The sequence below is a fragment of the Rhodophyticola sp. genome (assembly GCF_965284195.1).
Classification (GTDB): Bacteria; Pseudomonadota; Alphaproteobacteria; order Rhodobacterales; family Rhodobacteraceae; genus Rhodophyticola.
This window is the reverse complement of the sequence record NZ_CBDIRM010000001.1, coordinates 3,026,533-3,048,016: the sequence shown is the minus strand read 5'-3', so window position 1 is coordinate 3,048,016 and position 21,484 is coordinate 3,026,533. Positions and strand designations below refer to the sequence as shown.

Sequence of the window (21,484 nt, the reverse complement as noted above, 5' to 3'; positions counted from 1 at the left end):
ACGGAAATGGCGTATCAGACACGACAGAGAGACCCGCTTCTTGACAGCCGGATGCAGGCCGCAATCGAGCGTCGCGGCAAAGAGCTTCTTGGCCTGCTGCTATGTGTGCTCGGGGTGGCGCTTGCGCTGATGCTGGCCTCCTACACGCCCGAGGATCCGAACTGGACCGTGGCGACGGATGCCGTGCCGCAGAACATTCTGGGCCATCTCGGGGCGTCCCTGGCCGCGGTCCTGATGCTGATCGTCGGATATGGGGCGTATGGTCTGGCGGCGGGCGCTCTGGTCTGGGGCCTGCGTTTCCTGCTGCATCGCGGGGAAGACCGTGTTTTCGGACGCATCGTGTTTCTGCCGATCGCGGTCGCTCTGGCTTCGATCTATGCCGCAAGCTATGTCCCCGGTGCGGGATGGACGCACAGTTTCGGGCTGGGTGGCCTGTTCGGCGATACGGTTCTGGGCGCGCTGTTGAACATACTGCCTTTCGGCGCGGCCTTTGGTCTCAAACTTCTCGCCGCCCTCAGTTTCCTCGCCGCCATCGGGCTTGGCCTATTTGTCCTCGGTGTGAACGGGGCAGAGCTGCGGGTGGGTCTGCGGTTCCTGATCGTGGGCCTGATTTCCACCATCGCGGGGCTGGCGGCGCTGTTCGGTCAGGCCGGGCGCGGCGCCGGGCAGGCGGCACAGGCCTTGCAGGAACGCCGCCTTTCGCGGATCGCGGCGCGGCAGGATCTGGCGGACGCCTATGAAGATGACATTGTGGAAAGGGTGGAGCCGGTCGTGCGCGCATCGGCGCCGCGCCCCAGCTTGCTGGAGCGCGTGCCCCTGTTGCGCAGCCGGGACCGTTCGCCCGAGCCGGAGCCGGAACTGCTGGCAGCGCCCCCGATTGCCGGGGCGGAGATCTCCGCCCCGGATGACGACCGGATCCGCGAGAAAATCGCCGACGTGATCAAGAACCGGGTGCGCCGCCCGTTGACCGCGCCACAAGCTGCCGTGGCACGGCACCAGTCCGCCGCTGCGATGCGTACCGTCGTCCCGCCGCTGACGCGCGTTGAACCGCCGCTCACCTCCGCCGACATGCGGTCCCCGGATGCCGCGGAGCAGACGATCGAACTGCCTTATTCCGAACGGATTGCCGAGCTTCAGGGAGAGCCGTCGCGCGCCGGGGGCTTTGCGGTGCCGCAAGCCGAACCGAAGAAAGTCGTTCAGCATCAGACACGCAGGCCCGCGCCCTCGCGCGCGGCCATGGCCGATGCGCAGCCATCGCTGCCACTGGAGGCGGAGACGGCGGAGTACGAATTCCCGCCGCTGTCGCTATTGAGCAGCGCGGTCGCGGTCGAGCGTTACAATCTGTCCGACGAGGCGTTGGAGGAAAACGCGCGGATGCTGGAAAACGTGCTGGATGACTACGGCGTGAAGGGCGAGATCGTCTCGGTCCGTCCCGGCCCCGTCGTGACCATGTACGAGCTGGAACCTGCCCCGGGTCTCAAAGCCTCCCGTGTGATCGGTCTGGCCGATGATATCGCACGGTCCATGTCCGCGCTCAGCGCCCGCGTCTCCACAGTGCCCGGCCGCAGCGTGATCGGGATCGAACTGCCCAATCAGCATCGCGAGAAGGTCGTGCTGCGCGAGATCCTGTCGAGCCGTGATTTCGGCGATGGCAATCAGAGCCTGCCGCTGGCTCTGGGCAAGGATATCGGCGGGGATCCGATCGTCGCGAACCTTGCGAAAATGCCCCACCTGCTGATTGCGGGCACCACCGGTTCGGGCAAATCCGTGGCGATCAACACCATGATCCTGAGCCTTCTCTACAAGCTGACGCCGGAAGAGTGCCGGATGATCATGATCGACCCCAAGATGCTGGAGCTCAGCGTCTATGACGGCATTCCGCATCTGCTCAGCCCGGTCGTGACCGACCCCAAGAAGGCGGTGGTCGCCTTGAAATGGACCGTGGGCGAGATGGAAGAGCGCTATCGCAAGATGTCCAAGATGGGCGTGCGCAATATCGAGGGCTACAACAGCCGGGTCGAGGACGCCTTGTCGAAGGGGGAGATGTTCAGCCGCACGGTGCAGACCGGATTTGACGATGATACCGGCGAACCCGTGTTCGAGACGGAGGAGTTCGCACCCGAGAAGATGCCCTTCATCGTGGTGATCGTGGACGAGATGGCCGACCTGATGATGGTGGCGGGCAAGGAGATCGAGGCCTGCATACAGCGTCTCGCGCAGATGGCGCGGGCCAGCGGCATCCACATCATCATGGCGACGCAGCGTCCCTCCGTCGATGTGATCACCGGCACGATCAAGGCGAATTTCCCCACGCGGATTTCGTTCCACGTGACCTCCAAGGTGGACAGCCGCACCATTCTGGGTGAGCAGGGTGCCGAGCAGCTTCTGGGCATGGGCGATATGCTCTACATGGCCGGGGGCGCCAAGATCACCCGCGTGCATGGACCCTTCGTCAGCGACGAAGAGGTCGAAGAGATCGTGTGTCATCTGAAAAGCTTCGGTCCGCCGGACTATGCGGCATCGGTGCTGGACGGCCCGGACGGCGACAAGGAAAGCGATATCGATCTGGTACTCGGTCTCGGCGGCAACACCGATGGCGAGGATGCCTTGTACGATCAGGCGGTTCAGATCGTGATCACCGATCGCAAATGCTCCACCTCCTATATTCAGCGGAAACTGGCGATCGGCTACAACAAGGCCGCCCGTCTGGTGGAGCAGATGGAGGAAAGCGGCCTTGTCTCGCCCGCCAACCACGTGGGCAAACGCGAAATCCTGGTGCCCGAGCAGGCGTAAAATTTCGCCGATCTCGCGGTCGTGAGGTGTAACTGTTGCATCGATCTCCTAAATTGAGGCTATGAAACGGTTTCTTCTCTCCGTGGCGCTGATGACTGCCACTGCATTGCCGGCCTGGGCGCAAGCGATACCGCTGTCCCAGCTTTCGGCCTATCTGAACTCGCTGCAAACGGCCGAGGGGGACTTCACCCAGATTAACGCCGATGGCTCTATTTCAAACGGTACGATCTATCTCCACCGCCCCGGCCGTGTCAGGTTCGAATATGGGGGCGACGACGACGACCTGCTGGTGATAGCGGGGGGTGGACAGGTGGCGATATTCGATGGCCGGTCCAACTCCCGGCCCGAGCAGTATCCGCTGCAACGGACGCCGCTGCATCTGATCCTGGCGCAGAATGTCGATCTGGGCCGGTCGGGCATGGTGGTCGGGCACGAAAGCGACGGCACATCGACACGTGTCATAGCCCAGGATCCCGAAAACCCCGAGATCGGGCAGATCACCCTGGTTTTCACGGGCTCGCCCGTGGAGCTTCGCCAATGGGTGATCACCGACGAAACGGGCAGCGAAACCACCGTGATCCTCCGTGGGCTGGAAACCGGCGGCCGCATGGGCGCGCGGCTCTTCAACATCCCGCAAGAGATAGCATCCCGCGACTTCGACTGACGCGGGCGCGCCGGGATCAGCGGCAGCGTGCGAGTTGCAACTGATAGACCTGGGCCCGCGCCGCAACCTCGTCTGCCACCCGCAGAAGCCAGGGCTTGGCATTGTAGCTGCCCCTGCTGAAACCCGTATGGCCTTCGTGATAGGCCAGATACTGGCTGCGCGCGTCGGTGAGCGGCACGCCGTTCCGCTCGACCGTCTGCGTCATGTACCAGCCCATGAAATCGGTCGCGTCGCGGATATTGTGGCGCTGCGCCCCGCGATTGCCCGTGCGCTGGCGATACTCGTCCCAGGTGCCATCCAGCGCCTGACTGTACCCGTATGCGGAGCTTTGCCGCCCAAGCGGGATCACGCCAAGCGCATAGCGGAACGGAGTGCGTGCATCGCCGATAAATCTGCTTTCCTGATAGATTGTCGCCATCTGGACATGCACCGGCACGCCCCAGTTCCGCTCGCTTGCGCGCATGGCACGAAAGTACGCCGGGCGCTCATTGATGATGGAACACGCGTTGTCGAGATCCCGCGGGGCGGAAAAGTTGCGCCCGCAGCCTGCCAACACCAGTAGAATCAGGAAGAATACGACCTGTCTCATGAAAACTGCCTGCTCGAACATATTGTTGTGTTTTGCCGTATCATAATGGAAATCGGGGCCGGTGGGAATGGGCTGTCGTCATTTCGGCTTGATCGGAAACGGGAATGTGAAGACGGCGCCGGCATGCGCGGATCGGGCTTGCCCGCAAGGCGCTTCGGCACTGTCTGAACGAGGTTCACAGTCTGTTTCCCTTGAAATCCGCCCTGTTCCATGGACAACGCCCTGCCTCAGAGGATAGGAAAGAGAGGGTAAAAGGGGCGCCGCGCGATGCTGACCAGTCATGCGAAGTACAATCTGGGCCAAGTGGTCCGGCACAAGAAACACCCGTTCCGCGGGGTTGTTTTTGATATCGATCCGGAGTTTTCGAACACCGAGGAATGGTACGATGCCATCCCCGAAGGAAGCCGTCCGTCCAAGGCGCAGCCGTTTTACCATCTTCTGGCGGAAAACGATCAGACCTATTACGTGGCCTACGTGTCGGAGCAGAATCTCGTGGCCGACCATACAGGCGAACCGGTCGATCATCCCGACCTGCCGGAGCTTTTCGGAGATTTTCAGGACGGGCGCTACCCGCTTGAGTACCAGCTGAACTAGGGCGCTTCGTCCTTTGCGACTGGAAGCCCGGCCTCGGCCCATGCCGAAAAACCGCCCTCGATCTCGGCGATGTCCTCCACCCCCATATCCTGCAAGGTCTTGACCGACAAAGCGGATCGCCACGCGGCGGCGCAAAAAAGGATCAGCGTCCTGTCGGTCGCCAATTCGGGTTTGTGATAGGGGCTTTCAGGGTCAATCCAGAATTCCAGCATGCCGCGCGGGGCGTGAAACGCGCCCGGGATGCGGCCGTCGCGTTTCAGCTCGCGAACGTCCCGGATATCGACAAGCAAGGCGCGGCCGTCTTCGGCTCGGGCCCGGGCTTCGGCCGGCGATAGAGACGTGATTTCAGCCTTTGCAGCCGCAACCAGTGATTTTACCGGCGTAATCGGCAATCCGCGTCCTCTCTCAGTATCCAAGCGCACAACCGTCTTTGCGCGGGTCCGAGCCACCTTCGAGCAAACCGGTTCTGGCGTCGATGCGAATGGCCTGTGCGCCACCGATGGGCAATGCGGGAATGGTGAGCGTATGCCCCTTGGCGCGCAGTGCGTCCTGCACCTGCACGGTATAGCCCCGCTCGATGCTCAGTCCGTCCACGTCGGCAAAGCAACGCGGCGCGTCTATGGCGGCCTGCGGTGACAGGCCGAAATCCACCACATTGGTCAGAAATCTGGCATGGCCCGTTGCCTGATATGCCCCGCCCATCACACCGAAGGGCATCAGGCTGCCATCGGCCTGCCGGATCATGCCGGGGATGATGGTATGCATCGGCCGCTTGCTTGGCCCGGCCTCGTTCGGGTGCCCCCTGGTCAGGGTGAAACCGGCGCCCCGGTTGTGAAAGAGGATCCCGAACCTGTCGCTGGCCAGACCGGAACCGAAGCTGTGAAAGATCGAGTAGATCAGCGAAACCGCCAGCCGGTCCCGATCGACCACGGTGATGTAGATCGTTTCCTTGTGCACCGCTTCCGAAACGCGGCTGGGGTTGGCCATTGCGCGATCCGGGTCGATCAACGCGGCCAGTGCCGTGGCGGTTTTCGCCGACATCATATGGTCGGTGCCCGTGCAACTCCCGGGATCGGCAATGAAGCGGTTGCGCGCATCATAGGCGAGCTTGGTCGCTTCGGCTTCGATATGGGCACGTTCGGCACCCCATGGGTCCATGTTTCCGATATCGAATTCGGCCAGCATATTGGCCAACAGCAAGGCCGTTGCGCCCTGTCCGTTCGGGGGCAGTTCGATCAACTCGACCCCTTTGTACGTTGTGCTGATGGGGGTCACGTAATCGCAGGCGGTTTCGGCGAAATCCGCCTCGGTATGGCTGCCGCCGAGCGCGCGCAGGCTGGCCACCATATCCGCGGCCACCTCCCCCTCGTAGAACCCCGCGCGCCCGTCTTTCGCGATCTTGCGCAGCACGTCGGCCTGGCCCGGCGCGGCGAATATCTGGCCGGGTTTCGGCACGGCCCCGGCAAGCAGGAACGTCTCCCGCGCGCGCCCGGCGAGATTGCCCTCGCTTTCCATCCAGTCCGCGGCGACGCGCGGCGCGACCGGCACACCGTTTTCGGCATAGTGGATCGCCGGGGCCAGAACATCCGCCAATGACATCTGCCCGTGGTCGCCGTGCAGCCTGCAAAATCCGTCGACGGCGCCGGGTATGGTGACGGCGGCGGCATGGCGAAGCGGCATAGTCTCGTGCCCGGCATCGCGCAAGGCCTCCGCCGACAGGCCGGCCGGGCCCCGCCCGGAGGCATTCAGACCGATAATCTCATTGTCGCCGCGCTTGATCATCGCGAACATATCGCCGCCAAGCCCGGTCATCTGCGGCTCGCAGATACCCAGCAGGACCGCCGCGCCAATGGCGGCATCCACGGCATTTCCGCCCTGTTCCAGAAGGTTGATGGCCGTCTTCGCGGCCAACGGGTGCGATGTGGCGCACATTCCGTTTTCGGCGAAAACCGCCGACCGGCCCGGTTGATGGAAATCTCGCATAGCTTTGCCTCTCCCCTGCGTGTGCGCAAGGTAAGCGATCAATCAGGGGGGGCAAGCGGGAAACGCTGGAAGGACCTCGGCACCGCGCCACTGGGTGGGGGCTTTGAGACACGGTGCCGAGGGAAGCCTATGCAGCTACAGACCCGGTAATGGCCGTTCAACCGGGCCAAGTTGCGGAGCTATTGTGGCTCCACCGCGGCAATTTGATAAAACTCGAAACAATAGGTCGGATATCAGGTGATTGATGCGACAGGCGATGCAATCGAGAAGCTCAGCCTGTTCTCGTTACCCTCGCGGGTGTACCGCAGATCGGAGGCGAGGTCATGAATCAGGCCCCAACCGAATCCCCCCTCTGGCAGGTCGTCCACATCCGTCAGCTCCGCATCAAAGCGTCTGGGGCAGGGTATCTTGCCGTCCGGCATCCCCAGCCCCCGGTCGCAGACCACGCAATCCACGCCATGCTTGTGCACAGTGACCGTCATCGAGATAACGGAACTCCCGTCGGCCCCGTAGGCATGTTCCACGATATTGTTCAGAACCTCGGCCAGCACGATTTCCACGGCGTCCACATGTTCGGGAGAGAGGCCGTGGCCTTTGACATGTGCGCGCATCCGTCCAAGCGCCTCCCCCACCGCGTCGGGGGTGCTTTGAAAATCGAGCGAAAGGGTCATCTTCCGATGTCTGTCCCGTGTATCGATACATGTCGTCGCCTCATCTTCGCAGCGGTCAACTTGCCCGCGCGGCGCCATAGGCCTCCAACGCCTGCTGTAGATCGTCATGAATGGTGAAGACCGTGTTCATGCGGGTCAATGTCATCACTTTTTCAACGGCGGGCTGCAGGCTTGCCAGATCCAGCCTTCGATCCGCGCCCAGCAGTTTTCGCGCGGCGACAACTGCGCCCAGCCCGCTTGAATCGAGAAACTCCACCTTGTCCAGATTCATCACGACCGGCCCTGTCCCGTTTTCGACCAGCGCGCGAAAACTGTCCTTGAACTGAATGGCGACGGCGGCATCTAGCCGATCCTCGTCGACATGAATGATCGTGATGGCCCCCGCGGCATCTTTCACAAGGTTCATCGCTGTTCCTTCCGTCTGTGCTGCGTTAAAGCATAGACGGCAATCCTTACCATTCGGTATCCATGGGCCGGTGACAGAGACGGAGGGTCAGATGAACAAGGTGGTGATCTGCGGGGCCTCCCGCACCCCGATGGGCGGGTTTCAAGGCGCTTTTTCGAATGTGTCGGCGGCGGATCTCGGCGGGGTCGCTATCAGCGCGGCGCTGGCTCAATCCGGCGCCGGCCCCGATCAGGTCGATGAGCTTCTGATGGGCTGCGTCCTTCCGGCAGGCCAAGGGCAGGCCCCGGCGCGTCAGGCGGGGTTCAAGGCCGGTCTGGGCCAGGACGTGCCGGCCACCACACTCAACAAGATGTGCGGCTCGGGCATGAAGGCGGCTATGATCGCCTTCGATCAACTGGCCCTCGGGCAAACGGATCTGATCGTCGCGGGCGGCATGGAAAGCATGACGAACGCGCCCTATCTGCTGCCCAACATGCGCGGCGGCGCCCGGATCGGGCATGGTCAAACCATCGACCACATGTTTCTCGACGGGCTCGAAGACGCCTATGACAAGGGCCGGCTGATGGGCACCTTTGCCGAGGATTGCGCAGAGAAGTACCAGTTTACCCGCGCCGCGCAGGACGACTATGCGCTGACCTCGCTCTCCAATGCGCTGGCTGCAATCGAAAACGGGGCCTTCGCGGATGAAGTCGCTCCGGTCACGGTCACTACGCGCAAGGCCGTGACCGAGATTGCCGTCGACGAGCAGCCGGGCAAGGCCCGCCCAGAAAAAATCCCCGAGCTCAAACCCGCCTTTCGCAAGGACGGAACGGTGACCGCGGCGAATGCGTCCTCGATCTCCGATGGGGCGGCTGCCTTGGTTCTGGCCCGCGAAAGCGTGGCCGAGGCCAAGGAGCTACCGATCCGGGCCCATATCCGCGGCCACGCATCCCACGCGCAGGAACCCGGATGGTTCACCACCGCTCCGGTTCCGGCCGCCGAAAAGCTCCTGTCCCGTATCGGTTGGACGCCCGAGGATGTGGACCTGTGGGAAATCAACGAGGCCTTTGCCGTGGTGCCGATGGCCTTCATGCGCGCCTTCGATCTGCCCCGCGACAAGGTCAACGTGAATGGCGGGGCCTGTGCACTTGGCCACCCGATCGGGGCGTCCGGCGCGCGGATCATGGTCACGCTTCTGAACGCGCTGGAAAAACGCGGCCTGAAACGCGGTGTCGCGGCCATCTGCATCGGCGGCGGCGAAGGCACCGCCATCGCCATCGAACGCCCATGATCGTCTTTCTTTAATAGATATGGCGGGACCTAGTTGGGCCGAAACCCACGCGCCCGCCCCTTGCCGAGGGCACGCAACACCATGCAGGTCGACTATCAAACGCTCTCCCGAACCATCGACAGCCTCACCGATGGCGAAACCGACGAGATCGCGCTTATGGCGACCGTCGCCTGCGAGGTGCACCATTCCGATCCGCGCTTCGACTGGACCGGGTTTTACCGCGTGACCGAACCGGGGCTTCTGAAAATCGGGCCCTATCAGGGTGGCCACGGCTGCCTGCAGATCCCGTTCTCCCGCGGCGTCTGCGGTGCCGCTGCGCGCAGCGGGCAGGTGCAGCTGGTTGCGGATGTCGATGCCTTTCCCGGGCATATCGCTTGCGCATCTTCAACCCGGTCGGAGCTTGTTCTGCCGGTCTGGAACGCCGCTGGCGATCTGATCGCCGTTTTCGACATCGACAGCGACAAACCCGCTGCCTTCACCGAAACCGATGCCGAGAAACTGGCCGCAATTCTTGCCGCCGTCTTCCAGCGCTAGCGCCGGGGGAGCGGGACCACGGTTTCCTCCGCACCCGGGGCCAGTTCCTCGAAATCGAAATTGTCGAGCTTCGTCGCGCGTTTGCCCGCCCGTTCGGCGGCGATAGTGATATCGTCGATATCCTTGCGCGCCTGCCCGAAATGGGTGTTCAGCTTCGCCACCCGTTCCACCACCAGCTCCACGTCGCGGTGCATCATCGCAAGCTGTTTGCGAATGGCGCCCGCCTGTTCCCGCATCCGCGCATCTTTCAGGATTGCGCGCATCGTGTTCAGGGTGGCCATGCAGGTCGTGGGTGACACGATCCAGACCCGTGCGGCGAAACCTTCGCGGACCAGTTCCGGAAAATTCGCGTGCAGTTCCGCATAGACGGCTTCCGACGGCAGGAACATCAATGCCCCGTCCGCGGTTTCGCCTTCCAGAATGTACCGCTCCGAAATCGCCTTGATATGCGCCTTCACGGCCACCCGCATCTGCTTTTGCGCCTCGTTCACCTCATAGGCGGTGTCGGCCGCTCTGAGCGCCTCATAGGCTTCAAGCGGAAATTTCGAGTCGATGATGATCGGCCCGGGCGGGTTCGGCAGATGGATCAGGCAATCGGCACGTTTGCCGTTCGACAGCGTGGCCTGAAACGCATAGCTGTCCGATGGCAGCGCCTTCGACACGATATCGTTGAGCTGGATCTCTCCGAATGCGCCGCGGGTCTGCTTGTTCGACAGGATATCCTGCAGGCTCAGCACGTCGCCCGAAAGCTTCTCGATATTGGCCTGCGCCTTGTCGATCTGCTCTAGCTTCTGCTGCAATTCTCCCAGGGATCGCGCGGTGCGGGTCGATGTGCCATGCAAAGTTTCGGACATGCCTTTCTGCACGTCTTCCAGCCGCCGCTCCATCGCCTCGATCATCTGGCTCTGCGCCTTGGCCTGCATCTCTGATACATGGGTCAGCCCGCCCGCCAACTGGTGCTGCCCGTCGCTTAAGGACTGCACCCGCTGCCCAAGCCCGCCGATGCTTTGTACCAGCGGCTCCATCATGCGTGCCGAGCGGGTCGCCGCCCGCATCGCCAGCACGATCAGGACCAGCATCAGGAGCAATGCACCCGCGCCGATCACCAGCGCCAGCGTGAGCGGATCGCCCAGATCAATCACGGTTTCGCCAATCTGTATCATGTCCGCCCGAACAGCCGCTCGATATCGCTCAGCTTCAGCTCCACATAGGTGGGCCGCCCATGGTTGCACTGGCCAGAATGCGGCGTAGCTTCCATCTCGCGCAGAAGCGCATTCATCTCATCGGCCTGCATCCGCCGCCCCGACCTGATCGACCCGTGGCAAGCCACCCGGCTCAGGATCGCCTCGATCCGGGCTTGCAGGGTCCGGCTGTCGCCCAACTCGTCCAGTTCGTCCAGAATGTCGCGCAACATGGCCTCGGCATTCACCGTCCCCAGGATCGCGGGCGTCTCTCGCACGGCCACCGTGCCGGGGCCGAACGCCTCGATGCCCAGACCGAACCGCGCCAGTTCCGGGGCCATGTCAAGCAGCCGGTCGGCATCGGCGCCAAGCGTCACGATTTCGGGGATCAGAAGCGCCTGCGCGGCGACACCGTTTTCCGCCATCTGGCGTTTCAGCTTTTCGTAAACCAGACGTTCATGAGCCGCGTGCTGATCCACGATCACGAGGCCGTCTTCGGTCTGCGCGAGGATATAATTCTCATGTACCTGCGCCCTTGCGGCCCCAAGCGGCAGGGCGGCGATCTCGGGGGTATCGTCGATCACCTCTTCGACCCGGGCGCTTGCAGGCGCAAAGCGCTCCGCCGGGTCGGCCAGCCCGGGCGCCTGCCATTCCCGTGCGCGAAGCGTCGCCTGCGAGGGCCGGTCCATCTGGTAAACCCGTGCCCCCGTGGCTTCGGGCCGGAAGGCGCCCAATGTTGCGCCCGCCACGGTGGTGGAGGCCCGATGCCCCGCCTCGGCCAGGGCATGGCGCAGCGCCGTCACGATCAGCCCGCGTGCCACGCCCGGTTCGCGAAACCGGACCTCGGCCTTCGCGGGATGTACGTTGACATCCACCCGCTCCGGCGGGCAATCGACGAACAACGCGACAGCGGGGTGCCGGTCCCGGCTCAGAAAATCCGCATAGGCACCGCGCAATGCCCCGATCAGGAGCTTGTCGCGCACCGGGCGGCCGTTGACGAAAAGATATTGCGCAACGGCGGACCCGCGCGAATAGGTCGGCAGGCCCGCAAAGCCCACCAGCCGCAAGCCGTCGCGCTCCGCCTCGATCGGCAAGGCGTTGTCGACGAACTCCCGGCCCATCACGGTGCCCAGCCGGGCGCGCAGGGCATCGAACAGCTCGCCCTGTTCAGCATCCGCACGGAAGGTCACGCGCGGCGCATCGCTGACATCGCGCAGGGTGAAGCCCACGCCCGGTTCGGCCATCGCAAGCCGTTTCACCACGTCGGATATCGCCTGCATCTCGGCCCGGTCGGTGCGCAGGAATTTCAGCCGCGCGGGTGTGGCGAAAAACAGATCGCGAAGCTCGACAACGGTGCCACGGGACAAGGCCGCCGGCTTCACCGCGCCCATGTCGCCTCCGCTGACACGGATCCGGCACGCCTCGTACCCATCGGCCCGGCTGGTGATCGTCAGCCGGCCAACGGCGCCAAGGGACGGCAACGCCTCCCCGCGGAACCCGAAGGATCGGATGTTCAGAAGATCGGAGCCATCGATCTTCGACGTCGCATGCCGGGCAAGTGCGAGCGGCATATCGTCGGGCCCCATGCCGCAGCCATCATCGGTCACCCGGATCAGGCTCTTGCCGCCATGAGCGATGTCGACCGAGATGCGGCGCGCGCCCGCATCGATCGCGTTTTCCACCAGCTCTTTCACCGCGGAGGCAGGGCGTTCCACGACTTCGCCCGCTGCGATCCGATTGATCGCGGTTTCGTCCAGTTTGCGGATCGCGCGCGGGATATCGCTTATCTTGGGGTCTGGATGGGCCATGCCACTATGGGTAGCATGGCCCGCTCCGATTCGGAAACGCTTCCGCTCAGTTGCCGGGTTCCAGCCCTTCGGGCTGCCCGACAATGACGAAATGCAGGTTCTCCGGCTGCAAGAACCGCGCTGCGACGCGCCGGACATCCTCCATCGTCACCGCGTCGACCTGTGCATTTCGGGTTGCGATATAGTCCACCGGCATTCCGTCCTGCTGCATGCCGGCCAGAATCCCGGCGATCGTGTTGTTGCCGTCAAAGCGGAGCGGATAGGCGCCGGTCATGAACAGCTTGGCGGCTTCCAGCTCCTCCTCGGTCACGCCGTTCGCGGCGATATCGGCCCATTCCGCACGGGTGACGGCCACAGCCTCTGCAACCAGATCGTTGGACGAGGAAAACCGCCCCAGCATCATCGGCTGATGGTCCGACAGGGCCAGATAGGTATAGATGCCGTAGGTCAGCCCCCGTTCAACCCGGACCTCCTGCATCAGGCGGGAGCGGAAGTTGCCGCCGCCGATGATCTGATTCAGCACGAAGGCGGGGAAGAAATCCGGATCAAGCCGTTCGATCCCGCGATGTCCGAAATAGGCCACCGATTGCGGGGTCGGAAAATCGACAACCGTCGTGCCCCCGTCCAGCAGATAGGGGGCGGGGCCCGGCAGGGGGGCGCCTTCGGCCGGCAGATCGCCCAGCAACGCGTCCAGAAGCAGCCCGAGTTCCTCGGCGGTGATATCGCCCGCCGCGCCCACGAAAACCCGATCGCGGGCGAAGGCCGCGCGATGGGCGGCGATCATGTCGTCCCGTGTCAGGGCGCTGACCGAGGCGGTAGTGCCTTCCTGCGCAGTGGCATACGGGTGATCGCCGAATGCCAGCGCGTTGAACCGGGTGGCGGCGATGCTTTGGGGGTCTTGCGCGTCGGACTCGATGATCGACACAACCTGGCCGCGGACCCGTTCCAGCGCCGTTTCGTCGAAATTCGGTGCCACGATCGCCTGACGCAGCAGGTCGGCGGCCTGATCCCGGTTCTGCGTCAGCATCTGCGCATTGATGACCAGACTGTCGCGATACGCGCTGAAATCGAACTCGGCGGCAAGTGCCTCGGTCGCGGCGGCGAAACCCTGTGCATCCAGATCGCCCGCGCCTTCCTCCAGCAGACCGGTCATCAGGAAGGTCGCGCCACGCTTGCCGGGCGCATCCAGCGAGGTGCCGCCCTGAAACCGGATATCCAGCGCGACGAAGGGGATCGAATGATCCTCCACCAGCCAGGCCGAGATGCCGCCCGGAGAGACGACCTCTTCGATATCGACGGCCCAGGCGGGCAGCGCAAGGATCAGGGCGGTGATCGCGGTGAACACGGCGCGGATCATTGGGTCCCCTCCTCTGTCGCGATCTCGGCCACTGGCGCAGCAGGCCTGTCCAGATATCCGGTGACGGATCGGGTGTTGCCGCCGAAAATCAGCTCGGCGGCCTCCATCACATCCTCCACTGTCGTGGCCGCGATGACATCGGGCCAGGCCTGAACGTCTTCCACCGTAAGCCCGCTTGTCAGGGCGACGCCATACTGGCGGGCCAGCCCTTGCACATTGTCCTGTGCGTAGATCTCGGACGCCGTGTACTGAAATTTGATCCGCTCGAACTGCGCCTCGTCGATGCCGGTTTCGAGGAATGTGGCGATAACCCGGTCAAGATCGGCCTCCGCCTCTTCCAGACTGACGCCCGGCACCGGCACGTTCAGAATGGTGAAGCTGGTGTCGTCGAGGCTCGTCCCCTGATAATAGGCCGTCGTGAAAAGAGAGCGTTCCTCTTCGATCTGCAAGGTTCGGCTGAGCACCGATGTCGTCCCGCTCCCGCCCAGAACCTGCGCGAGAAGAGCCAGCGCGGCGGCCTCTTCCTGTGCGCCGCTGTCGCGCTCCGGGGCCAGATAGGCGCGGCTGACATAGGGGTTGGCAACACGCCCGTCTTCATAGCGCACGGTGCGGTCGGCGATATGATCGGGTTCCGACGGGCGCAGTCGCGGCGGCAGATCGGGCGAGGGTTCAAGCGGGCCGTAATGCTCTTCGGCAAGGGCGCGCACCTCGTCCGGCGTCACGTCGCCGGCCACGATCAGAATGGCGTTGTTGGGAGCATAGAACCGTTCGTAGAACTCCAACGCATCTTCCCGATCCAGCGACAGCATCTCGTGCCGCCAGCCGATGATCGGGATCCGGTACGGATGGTTGAGGTAGAGGGCCGCGCGCAATTGCTCGTTGAAAAGAGCGCCCGGGCTGCTGTCGGTCCGCTGCGCGCGTTCCTCCAGCACGACGCTGCGTTCGGTCACTACATCGGCCTCGGTGATCACGAGATCCTGCATGCGGTCGGCTTCCATCTGCATCATGAGGCCAAGCCGGTCGGCGGCCACCCGTTGGTGATAGGCGGTGTAATCCCATGAGGTGAAGGCGTTGTCGGTACCGCCATTGGCCTCCACGATCCGGCTGAACTCGCCGTTTTCCAGATCGTCGGTGGATTTGAACATCAGATGTTCCAGAAAATGCGCGATGCCGGAGACGCCGGGCGGCTCATCCGCGGCACCGGTGCGATACCAGACCATATGCACCACGGCGGGGCTGCGATGATCCTCGATCACCACGGCTTCCATCCCGTTTTCAAGCGTGAACTGCGTCACCTCGCCCGCAGCCCAGAGTGAGGAGGGAAGCGTCAGGGTCAGGGCAATCGTCAACAGGCGGCGCAATATCATCAAGACCTCCGACAGGGCGGGAAACACAGGCGTTCACGGCAACATAAGCGCCGAAGCAGACGCATCAACCGTCCTGACGGGGCTGTGATGGGGGGATCACTCGGCCGGGTCGGGCGGGGCGGCAGGCGTACGGATGCCGGCGCGGCGCATCCGTTCCAGTTCGGCATATTGATCCAGTGACAGCGGGCGATAGGCGCGATGATAGACATTCACGTTGAAGACCCGCTCCAGCAGCCGGCCATCATTGTCGCGGCGGTATTCCAGATCCTCGCTTGCCAGCGTCTCGCGGATGCCGGCGCCGATACCGAACCGACCGGCATAACCGACCAGCCCGCCATTGTCGCGGCTGGCGCGTTCGATATTGCCGCCAAGCGCCGCGATGGCGTCGGCTTCCGGGTTGGGGTCGACGCGGTTGGGCCCGCCCGGGGTCGGCGGCGGCAGTTCGGCGAAGCTGGGCGGCATTTCAAGGGGGCGCGTCGGCAGGATCGAAAACTCGTCCGGCCCGTCCCCGTCTGCCGTGATGTTCAGCAGACGCGGGTCGCTTCGGCTGCATCCCGCAACCATGACCAGCACCAATCCCGTCGCTATCAGACCGCGCCACCGCATCATCATCGTCTCCTTCGGGCCGGGTGTAACCGATCAAACGCCCGGCGTCACGTGGTGATCTTCTTCGCATCCGCGAAGATGAGCAAGCCAAACGCACCCAGAAATATCCCGATATCGGCAAGGTTGAAGGCAAATGGGTTCACGATGCCACAGCACGACACGTTCAGAAAATCCGCCACGGCGCCATAGATCACCCGATCAAGGACATTGCCGAGCGCGCCGCCCACGATCGCACCTGCCGAAAGAAGCGCCACCGGACGGGTCAGCCCGGTCTTGGCCCACCATAATATCCAGGCCGAAATGGATACGGCCAAGGAGATCAGGATCCAGCGCATTGCATCCGGGCTTCCGGAAAACAGGCCGAAATTGATGCCCGTGTTCCAGCCCATGTGAAAATTCAGAAACGGCGGCCAGACGGCGATATGCCCGATCTCGGCCAGCCGCATCCAGTGGACGACGGCCCATTTGCTGAGCTGATCGGCGGCGAACCAGAACAGGGCGGACAGGAAAACAAGGCGCATTCTGAAAAGGGCTCCCTTTGGTCAGTGCCGGAAATGGCGCATGCCGGTGAAGACCATGGCAAGCCCGGCCTCGTCGGCCGCGGCAATCACCTCGTCATCCCGCATCGACCCGCCCGGCTGGATCACCGCCCGCGCGCCGGCCTCAGCTGCGGCCAGAAGCCCGTCCGCGAACGGAAAGAAGGCGTCGGAGGCCAGCACCGCCCCGATCGCGGGGCTTTCGGCCAGCCCCAGCACCCCGGCCATATCGGTGGCCTTGCGCGCGGCGATGCGACTGCTGTCCACGCGGCTCATCTGGCCTGCGCCAACGCCGACCGTCGCCTGATCCTTCACATAGACAATCGCGTTCGATTTCAAGTGCTTGGCCACCTTCCAGGCAAACAGCAGATCGGCCAGTTCCCCGGGCTCGGGCGCGCGGCGGGTCACGACACGCAGGTCTTCCGGTCCGATATGGCCATTGTCCTTGTCCTGCACAAGAAACCCGCCCGAAACCTGCCGGAAGCTGAGCGATGCCGCGCGCGGATCCGGCAATCCACCGGTCGTCAAAAGACGCAGGTTCTTCTTTGCCGCAAAGATCTCGCGCGCCGCAGGGTCGGCGCCAGGTGCAATCACGACTTCGGTGAAGATGCCGGTGATCGCCTCGGCAGTGGCGGCGTCCAGCGGCTGGTTCAGCGCGATGATCCCGCCGAAGGCGCTGGTCCGGTCGCAGTCGAACGCCCGGCCATAGGCCTCCGCAAGGGTCGCGCCACGGGCCACACCGCATGGATTGGCATGCTTGATGATGGCGCAGGCCGGCCCGTCCGCCGGGTCGAACTCGGCGACCAGTTCAAACGCTGCATCGGTGTCGTTGATATTGTTGTAGCTGAGCGCCTTGCCCTGATGCTGTTCGGCGGTCGCCACACCGGACCGGGCGGAGCCATCGACGTAAAACGCCGCATGCTGATGGGGGTTTTCGCCGTAGCGCAAGGGCTGTGCCAGAACGCCCGCGAACGCGCGGCGATAGGGTGTCTGATCCTGATGCGCCGCCGCCATCCAGTCCGACACCGCGGCGTCATAGGCCGCGGTCCGGGCATAGGCCGTCCGTGCCATCAATTGCCGAAAGGCCAGCGGTGTCGCCCCGTCATGGGCGCCGAGTTCCGCCAGAAGCGCGCCGTAATCCTGCGTATCGACGATCACGGTGACGAATGCGTGGTTCTTGGCGGCGGCGCGGATCATCGCCGGGCCGCCGATGTCGATGTTTTCCACGCATTCCGCGTAGTCCGAGCCCTTGGCCACGGTTTCTTCGAACGGATAGAGGTTCACGACCAGAAGATCGATCGCCCCGATCCCGTGGGTTTCCAGTGCGGCCTGATGGTCCGGATTGTCGCGCAGGGCGAGCAATCCGCCATGGACATTCGGGTGCAGCGTTTTCACGCGCCCGTCCATCATCTCCGGAAAGCCCGTCACCTCGGCCACATCCGTGACCTTCAGCCCGGCCTTGCGCAGCGCCTCCGCCGTGCCGCCGGTGGAGAGCAACTCCACCCCGCGTTCGGCCAGGGCGCGCCCCAGGTCCTCCAGCCCCGTCTTGTCGGATACGGAGATCAGCGCGCGGCGCAGCGGGACAAGCTCGGTCATGGTCGCTCCATCTAAGTCAGTGCCAGAGATCGTCCTGCTCGTAATCCCGGTGCCGACGCGGTGCATCGGTGGGTTTGGCCAGACTCCAGCTTACCGCGCTGCCATAATCGTTTAGCCGGGCGGAGAGAACGATCTGTTTTGTCGCGCGTGGCTTGAGCCGCCCGGTTTCAAGATAAACGGACTGATCGATCCGCATCTGCCCTTCGCCGCCATGGCGGAAAACCCATGTTTCGCCGCCTTTCACCGCCAGCGAAATCGCGTTGCCGCCCATATCCAGTTTCGCCTCCACATCGGGATGCAGATGAAACCGGACCGAATAGCCAAGACCGTCGGGGCTCAACCGGGCCATCACCCGGTCCAGCACATCGCGATCCGCCTCTGTCATCGCCGCAAGCCCGTCCTCCCCGCGCAGGAGCCGCCCGTCCTCCTCCAGCGACAGGCTGCGCAGATGCAGCAGGCCATGGGTCTTGCGATAGCCGTCATGGCTGAGCGCAATGGACCGTGCGCCGCCGCTTTGCGATTGCTGTACCTCCACCGTTTCCGGTCCGTCGATCAGGCTTTGCCTGACCACACCGTGATCGGACGCGCGGGGGCCAAGCCGGGATGAGGAGTATCCCTCGATCGATAATGTCGAATGAGACGGGGTTGCCCGCCCGGCGCGCCGCCAGTCTGCGCCGAAACTGGCGCCGGAGCCGCAATTGACCACCACGGGGCGCCGCCCCGAGGACAGCTCAAAGGCCAATGTGCCCGCATGGGCGTTGAAGGCGCGGGCGCCCATCATCGGCGGGGCCGCGTCGACCACCACCGACACACGCCCGCCCGAAAGCCTTGCATACCCCATGGCAAGCCCGCTGGTGATCCCGGGCCGCACACCGGATTGCGCCAGCGCGTGATCCAGCCGACCGGGCGCACCCCGGCCGCCGCCGTGAAACCGCGCCAGGCTGCCATCGGAATGGCGCAGGCTGCGCAGCGTCGGTGCGATCCGCATGATCGCGGTGTTCACGGCCGGATCGGGGCGCCTGCCGGTTTCCCCGAGAATTGCCGAGACCCAGGTGAGCAGCGTGAACACTTCCAGCAATTCCTCGGGGTTGCGGGTGACGATGCCGCCGCTTGCGTCGATCTCGCGCGCGCATTCCTGCGCCAGCGCGCGCAAGGCCGGGGTCAGGTGCCGCTCCATCCCGGTCAGGGAGCAGGCGGAGTAGATCAACCCGGTCAGTGTCTCGAACCGGGGCAGACCGTGCGAACTGGCCCGCCAGCGCCGGGCCAAAAATTCCGTCTGCCGGCCGAGGGTTTCGTAGAACAGCCGCCCGACCAGCCGGTCCTGTGCGTTCATCAGGAACAGCGCGTGGTTGATCCATCGGATCTGCCGCCGCCCGGTCAGATCGGGTGTCCAGCCGGGGCCGGCCCCGCGCCCATACCGTTTCAGCCACTCGGCCAGCCAGCTCTGCGCGACCGGCCGCCCGCTGCCATCGGCGACCGCGGCCAGATGATCCAGCCACTCGAACCCGTGCAATTCGTCTTCGAACGCGTCACTGGGCGGGTCCAGGGTCCAGGGGCTGGTATCGGGGGCTTCGACAAAGATGCCCGCGAACATCAGATTGCCGGCCATCAACTGACGCCCGCGCGTGTCGCTGCCTATGGTCCGCGGTTCGGGCTGCGAGACGAATCCGCGCGCCGCCTGACCCAGCCCGGCCCGCCACGCGGCCAGCCGGTTTTGCAATCGCGTCTTGCGTCCGGGGCGCGCCCGCAGGGCAACGGGGGCAGGGGACAAGGGGTCTGACATGATGGCGATGTGCTGCTCTGCCTGTTTTATGCGCAGGATACCCGCGCGCGGGGACAGTGTCACCGCCTTTGCAGCAGCGCCATGTAAAACCCGTCCATTCCGCCAAGACCGGCCCAGAAATCCGGCCGCAGCCGAAGCCCGCCTTCGGGGCCGGACCACCCGGGTTCGCCCCCCAGAGAGACGGGATCGACAGGTACCATCTCTAGATCGTCATGTCGCTTGAGTGCGGCTTTCACCTGGTTTTCGCCTTCGTTCGGCAATAGCGAACATGTGCAGTAGACCAGCCGCCCGCCGGGTTTGAGAAAATCTTTCGCCCGGTCCAGCATCTGCATCTGCAGCCGGGTCAGGGTTTCGACCTCTTCGGCGGATTTCACAAATGGCAGGTCGGGGTGGCGCCGGATGGTGCCTGTCGCCGAACAGGGTGCATCGAGCAGCACCGCGTCGAACGGTCCGCCGTTCCACTCCAACGCGTCGGCGATCACGATCTGCGCACTCAGCGCGGTTCGCGCCAGGTTTTCGCGGAGCCGCGCCATCCGGTCCTCGGAGATGTCCAGCGCGGTGACCGCGGCACCGCGCGCGGCGAGTTGCAGGGTTTTGCCCCCCGGTGCCGCACAGAGATCCAGCACCGAGGCGGACGCGACATCGCCCAGCAATCGCACCGGCAGCGCAGCGGCGGCATCCTGAACCCACCATGCGCCTTCGGCATATCCGGGCAGCGCGGAAACCTGCCCGTGGCTCAGACGCAAACTGCCCGTCGGCAGTGTCTGCGCACCCGGCACGGTCACGCCGTCGGTCTTGGGTGTCAGGTCGATCGGCGCGCCGGCCTGATGTGCGGCCTCGATCGCCAGCAGCACGTCATGACCGAACGCCTTGCCGATCGGCTTGCGAAGCCAGACGGGAAGCGGATGGGGCGGGGTCTTTTCCCAAGCTGCGGGGCCGTCCTCGGCCACCTTGCGCAGAACCGCGTTGACGAGGCCCGAGGCGCGCGCGGTGCGGGGGTGCCGTTTTGCCAGCGCCACGGCGCTGTTCACGATGCCATGGGCGCCGCTGCCATCCAGCAGAAGCTCATAGGCCCCCAGGCGCAGGATGTTCTGCACCGCCATGTTGGGCCGTCGCGCCAGATAGGGGCGCAGCACCGCGTCGAGCCGCCCCAGATGGCGCAGCACCTCGGCGGTCAGCCGTTTAGCGCGCGCCGCATCCGCCAGTGGGAGTGCGCCCCTGTTCACATGGGACAGGAGCCGCTTTTCCCAGAGCACCTCGTAAAGTGCGTCCAGCGCTGCGCGGCGGGCGTCCAACCCTTCGAGCGACATGCCTCTAATCCTCTTGCTCCGCCGATCTGCGGACGTATATCACAGAACGGAGCCACACAAGGAGCGCCCGGAATGTCCGACGCCACGACAGAAGAGGACCGGCCGGCCCTGCCGCCCGCGGCGGAACGGGCCCTGGCCGAAGCGGAAGCGCGCCGCAAGGCGCGCGGTGAACCCGTCCTGCCGACGGAGTTGGGCGGGCGTGACGGGCCTGAGCCGGTGCGCTACGGCGATTGGGAAAAAAAGGGCCTTGCGATAGATTTCTGAGGCAAGCAGACAGCGCGACACTGTGCCCGATGATCTTTTTCGGGACTGTCGCCGGCGCTGACACGGATCTCCCGGGCGTGTTTCACCCTTGCGCAATCCACGATGTATTCCGGAGCGAGCCCGGGGGCGTAAAGTGTCTTGCGCGAGGCCGGCAAGACCGGTTCGGCAACGG

Annotated in this window: 20 protein-coding genes; 6 read left to right on the top strand and 14 right to left on the bottom strand. The window is 64.3% G+C overall.

Annotation, left to right across the window (positions count from 1 at the left end; translation table 11 throughout):
• Nucleotides 1-6: 6 nt before the first annotated feature.
• Both ACQ651_RS15295 and ACQ651_RS15290 read left to right on the top strand, forming a co-directional pair.
• A complete protein-coding gene (locus ACQ651_RS15295) occupies nucleotides 7-2,793 on the top strand; it encodes a DNA translocase FtsK (protein ID WP_430449747.1) in 2,787 nt (928 codons plus the stop codon).
• A 61-nt stretch (nucleotides 2,794-2,854) separates the two neighbouring features.
• Nucleotides 2,855-3,457 (top strand): LolA family protein, encoded by a 603-nt coding sequence (locus ACQ651_RS15290; RefSeq protein WP_227285776.1) that lies wholly within the window; start codon nucleotides 2,855-2,857, stop codon nucleotides 3,455-3,457.
• Between the two features lie 16 nt (nucleotides 3,458-3,473).
• Here ACQ651_RS15290 and ACQ651_RS15285 read toward each other — a convergent pair whose 3' ends face one another.
• Nucleotides 3,474-4,046: a lytic transglycosylase gene (locus ACQ651_RS15285; RefSeq protein WP_227285777.1), complete on the bottom strand. Its 573-nt coding sequence runs from the start codon at nucleotides 4,044-4,046 to the stop codon at nucleotides 3,474-3,476.
• A gap of 267 nt (nucleotides 4,047-4,313) precedes the next feature.
• Here ACQ651_RS15285 and hspQ point away from each other — a divergent pair, with 267 nt between their 5' ends.
• Nucleotides 4,314-4,640, top strand: coding sequence for a heat shock protein HspQ (gene hspQ, locus ACQ651_RS15280; protein ID WP_121897414.1), 327 nt, complete (start codon nucleotides 4,314-4,316; stop codon nucleotides 4,638-4,640).
• Here the strand turns inward: hspQ and ACQ651_RS15275 are convergent.
• The 4 genes from ACQ651_RS15275 to ACQ651_RS15260 all read right to left on the bottom strand — a co-directional run bounded on the left by ACQ651_RS15275 (nucleotide 4,637) and on the right by ACQ651_RS15260 (nucleotide 7,700).
• Entirely contained in the window at nucleotides 4,637-5,062 is a 426-nt protein-coding gene (locus ACQ651_RS15275; RefSeq protein WP_430449746.1) for a rhodanese-like domain-containing protein, read from the bottom strand. The two genes, hspQ and ACQ651_RS15275, sit on opposite strands and share 4 nt — an antisense overlap.
• Nucleotides 5,046-6,623 carry a gamma-glutamyltransferase family protein gene (locus tag ACQ651_RS15270; protein ID WP_430449745.1) on the bottom strand — a complete coding sequence of 526 codons (1,578 nt, stop codon included), beginning with the start codon at nucleotides 6,621-6,623 and terminating at the stop codon, nucleotides 5,046-5,048. The genes ACQ651_RS15275 and ACQ651_RS15270 overlap by 17 nt, the downstream gene beginning before the upstream one ends.
• 233 nt (nucleotides 6,624-6,856) lie before the next feature.
• Entirely contained in the window at nucleotides 6,857-7,294 is a 438-nt protein-coding gene (locus tag ACQ651_RS15265; RefSeq protein ID WP_430449744.1) for an ATP-binding protein, read from the bottom strand.
• A 55-nt stretch (nucleotides 7,295-7,349) separates the two neighbouring features.
• Nucleotides 7,350-7,700: an STAS domain-containing protein gene (locus tag ACQ651_RS15260; RefSeq protein WP_227285781.1), complete on the bottom strand. Its 351-nt coding sequence runs from the start codon at nucleotides 7,698-7,700 to the stop codon at nucleotides 7,350-7,352.
• 91 nt (nucleotides 7,701-7,791) lie between these two features.
• Between ACQ651_RS15260 and ACQ651_RS15255 the strand changes: the two genes are divergently transcribed.
• Nucleotides 7,792-8,970 carry a thiolase family protein gene (locus ACQ651_RS15255; RefSeq protein WP_227285782.1) on the top strand — a complete coding sequence of 393 codons (1,179 nt, stop codon included), beginning with the start codon at nucleotides 7,792-7,794 and terminating at the stop codon, nucleotides 8,968-8,970.
• Between the two features lie 81 nt (nucleotides 8,971-9,051).
• Entirely contained in the window at nucleotides 9,052-9,504 is a 453-nt protein-coding gene (locus ACQ651_RS15250) for a GAF domain-containing protein (RefSeq protein ID WP_227285783.1), read from the top strand.
• On the opposite strand, the gene ACQ651_RS15245 is transcribed toward ACQ651_RS15250, so the two are convergent.
• The 9 genes from ACQ651_RS15245 to ACQ651_RS15205 all read right to left on the bottom strand — a co-directional run bounded on the left by ACQ651_RS15245 (nucleotide 9,501) and on the right by ACQ651_RS15205 (nucleotide 21,048).
• Complete coding sequence (locus ACQ651_RS15245; protein ID WP_430449743.1) at nucleotides 9,501-10,667, bottom strand: DNA recombination protein RmuC; 1,167 nt, start codon at nucleotides 10,665-10,667, stop codon at nucleotides 9,501-9,503. The genes ACQ651_RS15250 and ACQ651_RS15245 overlap by 4 nt on opposite strands.
• Nucleotides 10,664-12,493 carry a DNA mismatch repair endonuclease MutL gene (gene mutL, locus ACQ651_RS15240; RefSeq protein ID WP_430449742.1) on the bottom strand — a complete coding sequence of 610 codons (1,830 nt, stop codon included), beginning with the start codon at nucleotides 12,491-12,493 and terminating at the stop codon, nucleotides 10,664-10,666. The genes ACQ651_RS15245 and mutL overlap by 4 nt, the downstream gene beginning before the upstream one ends.
• Before the next feature lie 46 nt (nucleotides 12,494-12,539).
• Entirely contained in the window at nucleotides 12,540-13,850 is a 1,311-nt protein-coding gene (locus ACQ651_RS15235) for a M16 family metallopeptidase (protein WP_430449741.1), read from the bottom strand.
• Nucleotides 13,847-15,217 (bottom strand): M16 family metallopeptidase, encoded by a 1,371-nt coding sequence (locus ACQ651_RS15230; protein ID WP_430449740.1) that lies wholly within the window; start codon nucleotides 15,215-15,217, stop codon nucleotides 13,847-13,849. Before ACQ651_RS15230 ends, ACQ651_RS15235 begins: the two co-directional genes overlap by 4 nt.
• Before the next feature lie 96 nt (nucleotides 15,218-15,313).
• Nucleotides 15,314-15,826, bottom strand: a complete 513-nt coding sequence (locus ACQ651_RS15225; RefSeq protein WP_227285787.1) for a DUF3035 domain-containing protein — start codon at nucleotides 15,824-15,826, stop codon at nucleotides 15,314-15,316.
• Between the two features lie 44 nt (nucleotides 15,827-15,870).
• A complete protein-coding gene (gene lspA, locus ACQ651_RS15220; RefSeq protein ID WP_430449739.1) occupies nucleotides 15,871-16,344 on the bottom strand; it encodes a signal peptidase II in 474 nt (157 codons plus the stop codon).
• Between the two features lie 21 nt (nucleotides 16,345-16,365).
• The gene (gene purH / locus ACQ651_RS15215) at nucleotides 16,366-17,955 is read right to left on the bottom strand and encodes a bifunctional phosphoribosylaminoimidazolecarboxamide formyltransferase/IMP cyclohydrolase (RefSeq protein ID WP_430449738.1); all 1,590 of its coding nucleotides are present in this window, start codon (nucleotides 17,953-17,955) and stop codon (nucleotides 16,366-16,368) included.
• A 16-nt stretch (nucleotides 17,956-17,971) separates the two neighbouring features.
• Nucleotides 17,972-19,738 (bottom strand): heparinase II/III family protein, encoded by a 1,767-nt coding sequence (locus ACQ651_RS15210; RefSeq protein WP_430449737.1) that lies wholly within the window; start codon nucleotides 19,736-19,738, stop codon nucleotides 17,972-17,974.
• A gap of 59 nt (nucleotides 19,739-19,797) precedes the next feature.
• Nucleotides 19,798-21,048, bottom strand: coding sequence for an RsmB/NOP family class I SAM-dependent RNA methyltransferase (locus ACQ651_RS15205; RefSeq protein ID WP_430449736.1), 1,251 nt, complete (start codon nucleotides 21,046-21,048; stop codon nucleotides 19,798-19,800).
• 72 nt (nucleotides 21,049-21,120) lie between these two features.
• On the opposite strand from ACQ651_RS15205, the gene ACQ651_RS15200 reads away from it, so the two are divergent.
• Nucleotides 21,121-21,312: a DUF1674 domain-containing protein gene (locus ACQ651_RS15200; protein WP_227285792.1), complete on the top strand. Its 192-nt coding sequence runs from the start codon at nucleotides 21,121-21,123 to the stop codon at nucleotides 21,310-21,312.
• Nucleotides 21,313-21,484: the final 172 nt, after the last annotated feature.

What these genes read in the sequence shown, in the direction of transcription:
- ACQ651_RS15205 (WP_430449736.1), bottom strand. Translation starts at nt 21,048, where the DNA reads ATGTCGCTCGAAGGGTTGGACGCCCGCCGCGCAGCGCTGGACGCACTT.
- purH (WP_430449738.1), bottom strand. Translation starts at nt 17,955, where the DNA reads ATGACCGAGCTTGTCCCGCTGCGCCGCGCGCTGATCTCCGTATCCGAC.
- ACQ651_RS15265 (WP_430449744.1), bottom strand. Translation starts at nt 7,294, where the DNA reads ATGACCCTTTCGCTCGATTTTCAAAGCACCCCCGACGCGGTGGGGGAG.
- ACQ651_RS15210 (WP_430449737.1), bottom strand. Translation starts at nt 19,738, where the DNA reads ATGTCAGACCCCTTGTCCCCTGCCCCCGTTGCCCTGCGGGCGCGCCCC.
- ACQ651_RS15255 (WP_227285782.1), top strand. Translation starts at nt 7,792, where the DNA reads ATGAACAAGGTGGTGATCTGCGGGGCCTCCCGCACCCCGATGGGCGGG.
- hspQ (WP_121897414.1), top strand. Translation starts at nt 4,314, where the DNA reads ATGCTGACCAGTCATGCGAAGTACAATCTGGGCCAAGTGGTCCGGCAC.
- ACQ651_RS15230 (WP_430449740.1), bottom strand. Translation starts at nt 15,217, where the DNA reads ATGATATTGCGCCGCCTGTTGACGATTGCCCTGACCCTGACGCTTCCC.
- ACQ651_RS15290 (WP_227285776.1), top strand. Translation starts at nt 2,855, where the DNA reads ATGAAACGGTTTCTTCTCTCCGTGGCGCTGATGACTGCCACTGCATTG.
- ACQ651_RS15270 (WP_430449745.1), bottom strand. Translation starts at nt 6,623, where the DNA reads ATGCGAGATTTCCATCAACCGGGCCGGTCGGCGGTTTTCGCCGAAAAC.
- ACQ651_RS15260 (WP_227285781.1), bottom strand. Translation starts at nt 7,700, where the DNA reads ATGAACCTTGTGAAAGATGCCGCGGGGGCCATCACGATCATTCATGTC.
- ACQ651_RS15235 (WP_430449741.1), bottom strand. Translation starts at nt 13,850, where the DNA reads ATGATCCGCGCCGTGTTCACCGCGATCACCGCCCTGATCCTTGCGCTG.
- ACQ651_RS15225 (WP_227285787.1), bottom strand. Translation starts at nt 15,826, where the DNA reads ATGATGCGGTGGCGCGGTCTGATAGCGACGGGATTGGTGCTGGTCATG.
- ACQ651_RS15245 (WP_430449743.1), bottom strand. Translation starts at nt 10,667, where the DNA reads ATGATACAGATTGGCGAAACCGTGATTGATCTGGGCGATCCGCTCACG.
- ACQ651_RS15250 (WP_227285783.1), top strand. Translation starts at nt 9,052, where the DNA reads ATGCAGGTCGACTATCAAACGCTCTCCCGAACCATCGACAGCCTCACC.
- ACQ651_RS15295 (WP_430449747.1), top strand. Translation starts at nt 7, where the DNA reads ATGGCGTATCAGACACGACAGAGAGACCCGCTTCTTGACAGCCGGATG.
- ACQ651_RS15285 (WP_227285777.1), bottom strand. Translation starts at nt 4,046, where the DNA reads ATGAGACAGGTCGTATTCTTCCTGATTCTACTGGTGTTGGCAGGCTGC.
- lspA (WP_430449739.1), bottom strand. Translation starts at nt 16,344, where the DNA reads ATGCGCCTTGTTTTCCTGTCCGCCCTGTTCTGGTTCGCCGCCGATCAG.
- mutL (WP_430449742.1), bottom strand. Translation starts at nt 12,493, where the DNA reads ATGGCCCATCCAGACCCCAAGATAAGCGATATCCCGCGCGCGATCCGC.
- ACQ651_RS15200 (WP_227285792.1), top strand. Translation starts at nt 21,121, where the DNA reads ATGTCCGACGCCACGACAGAAGAGGACCGGCCGGCCCTGCCGCCCGCG.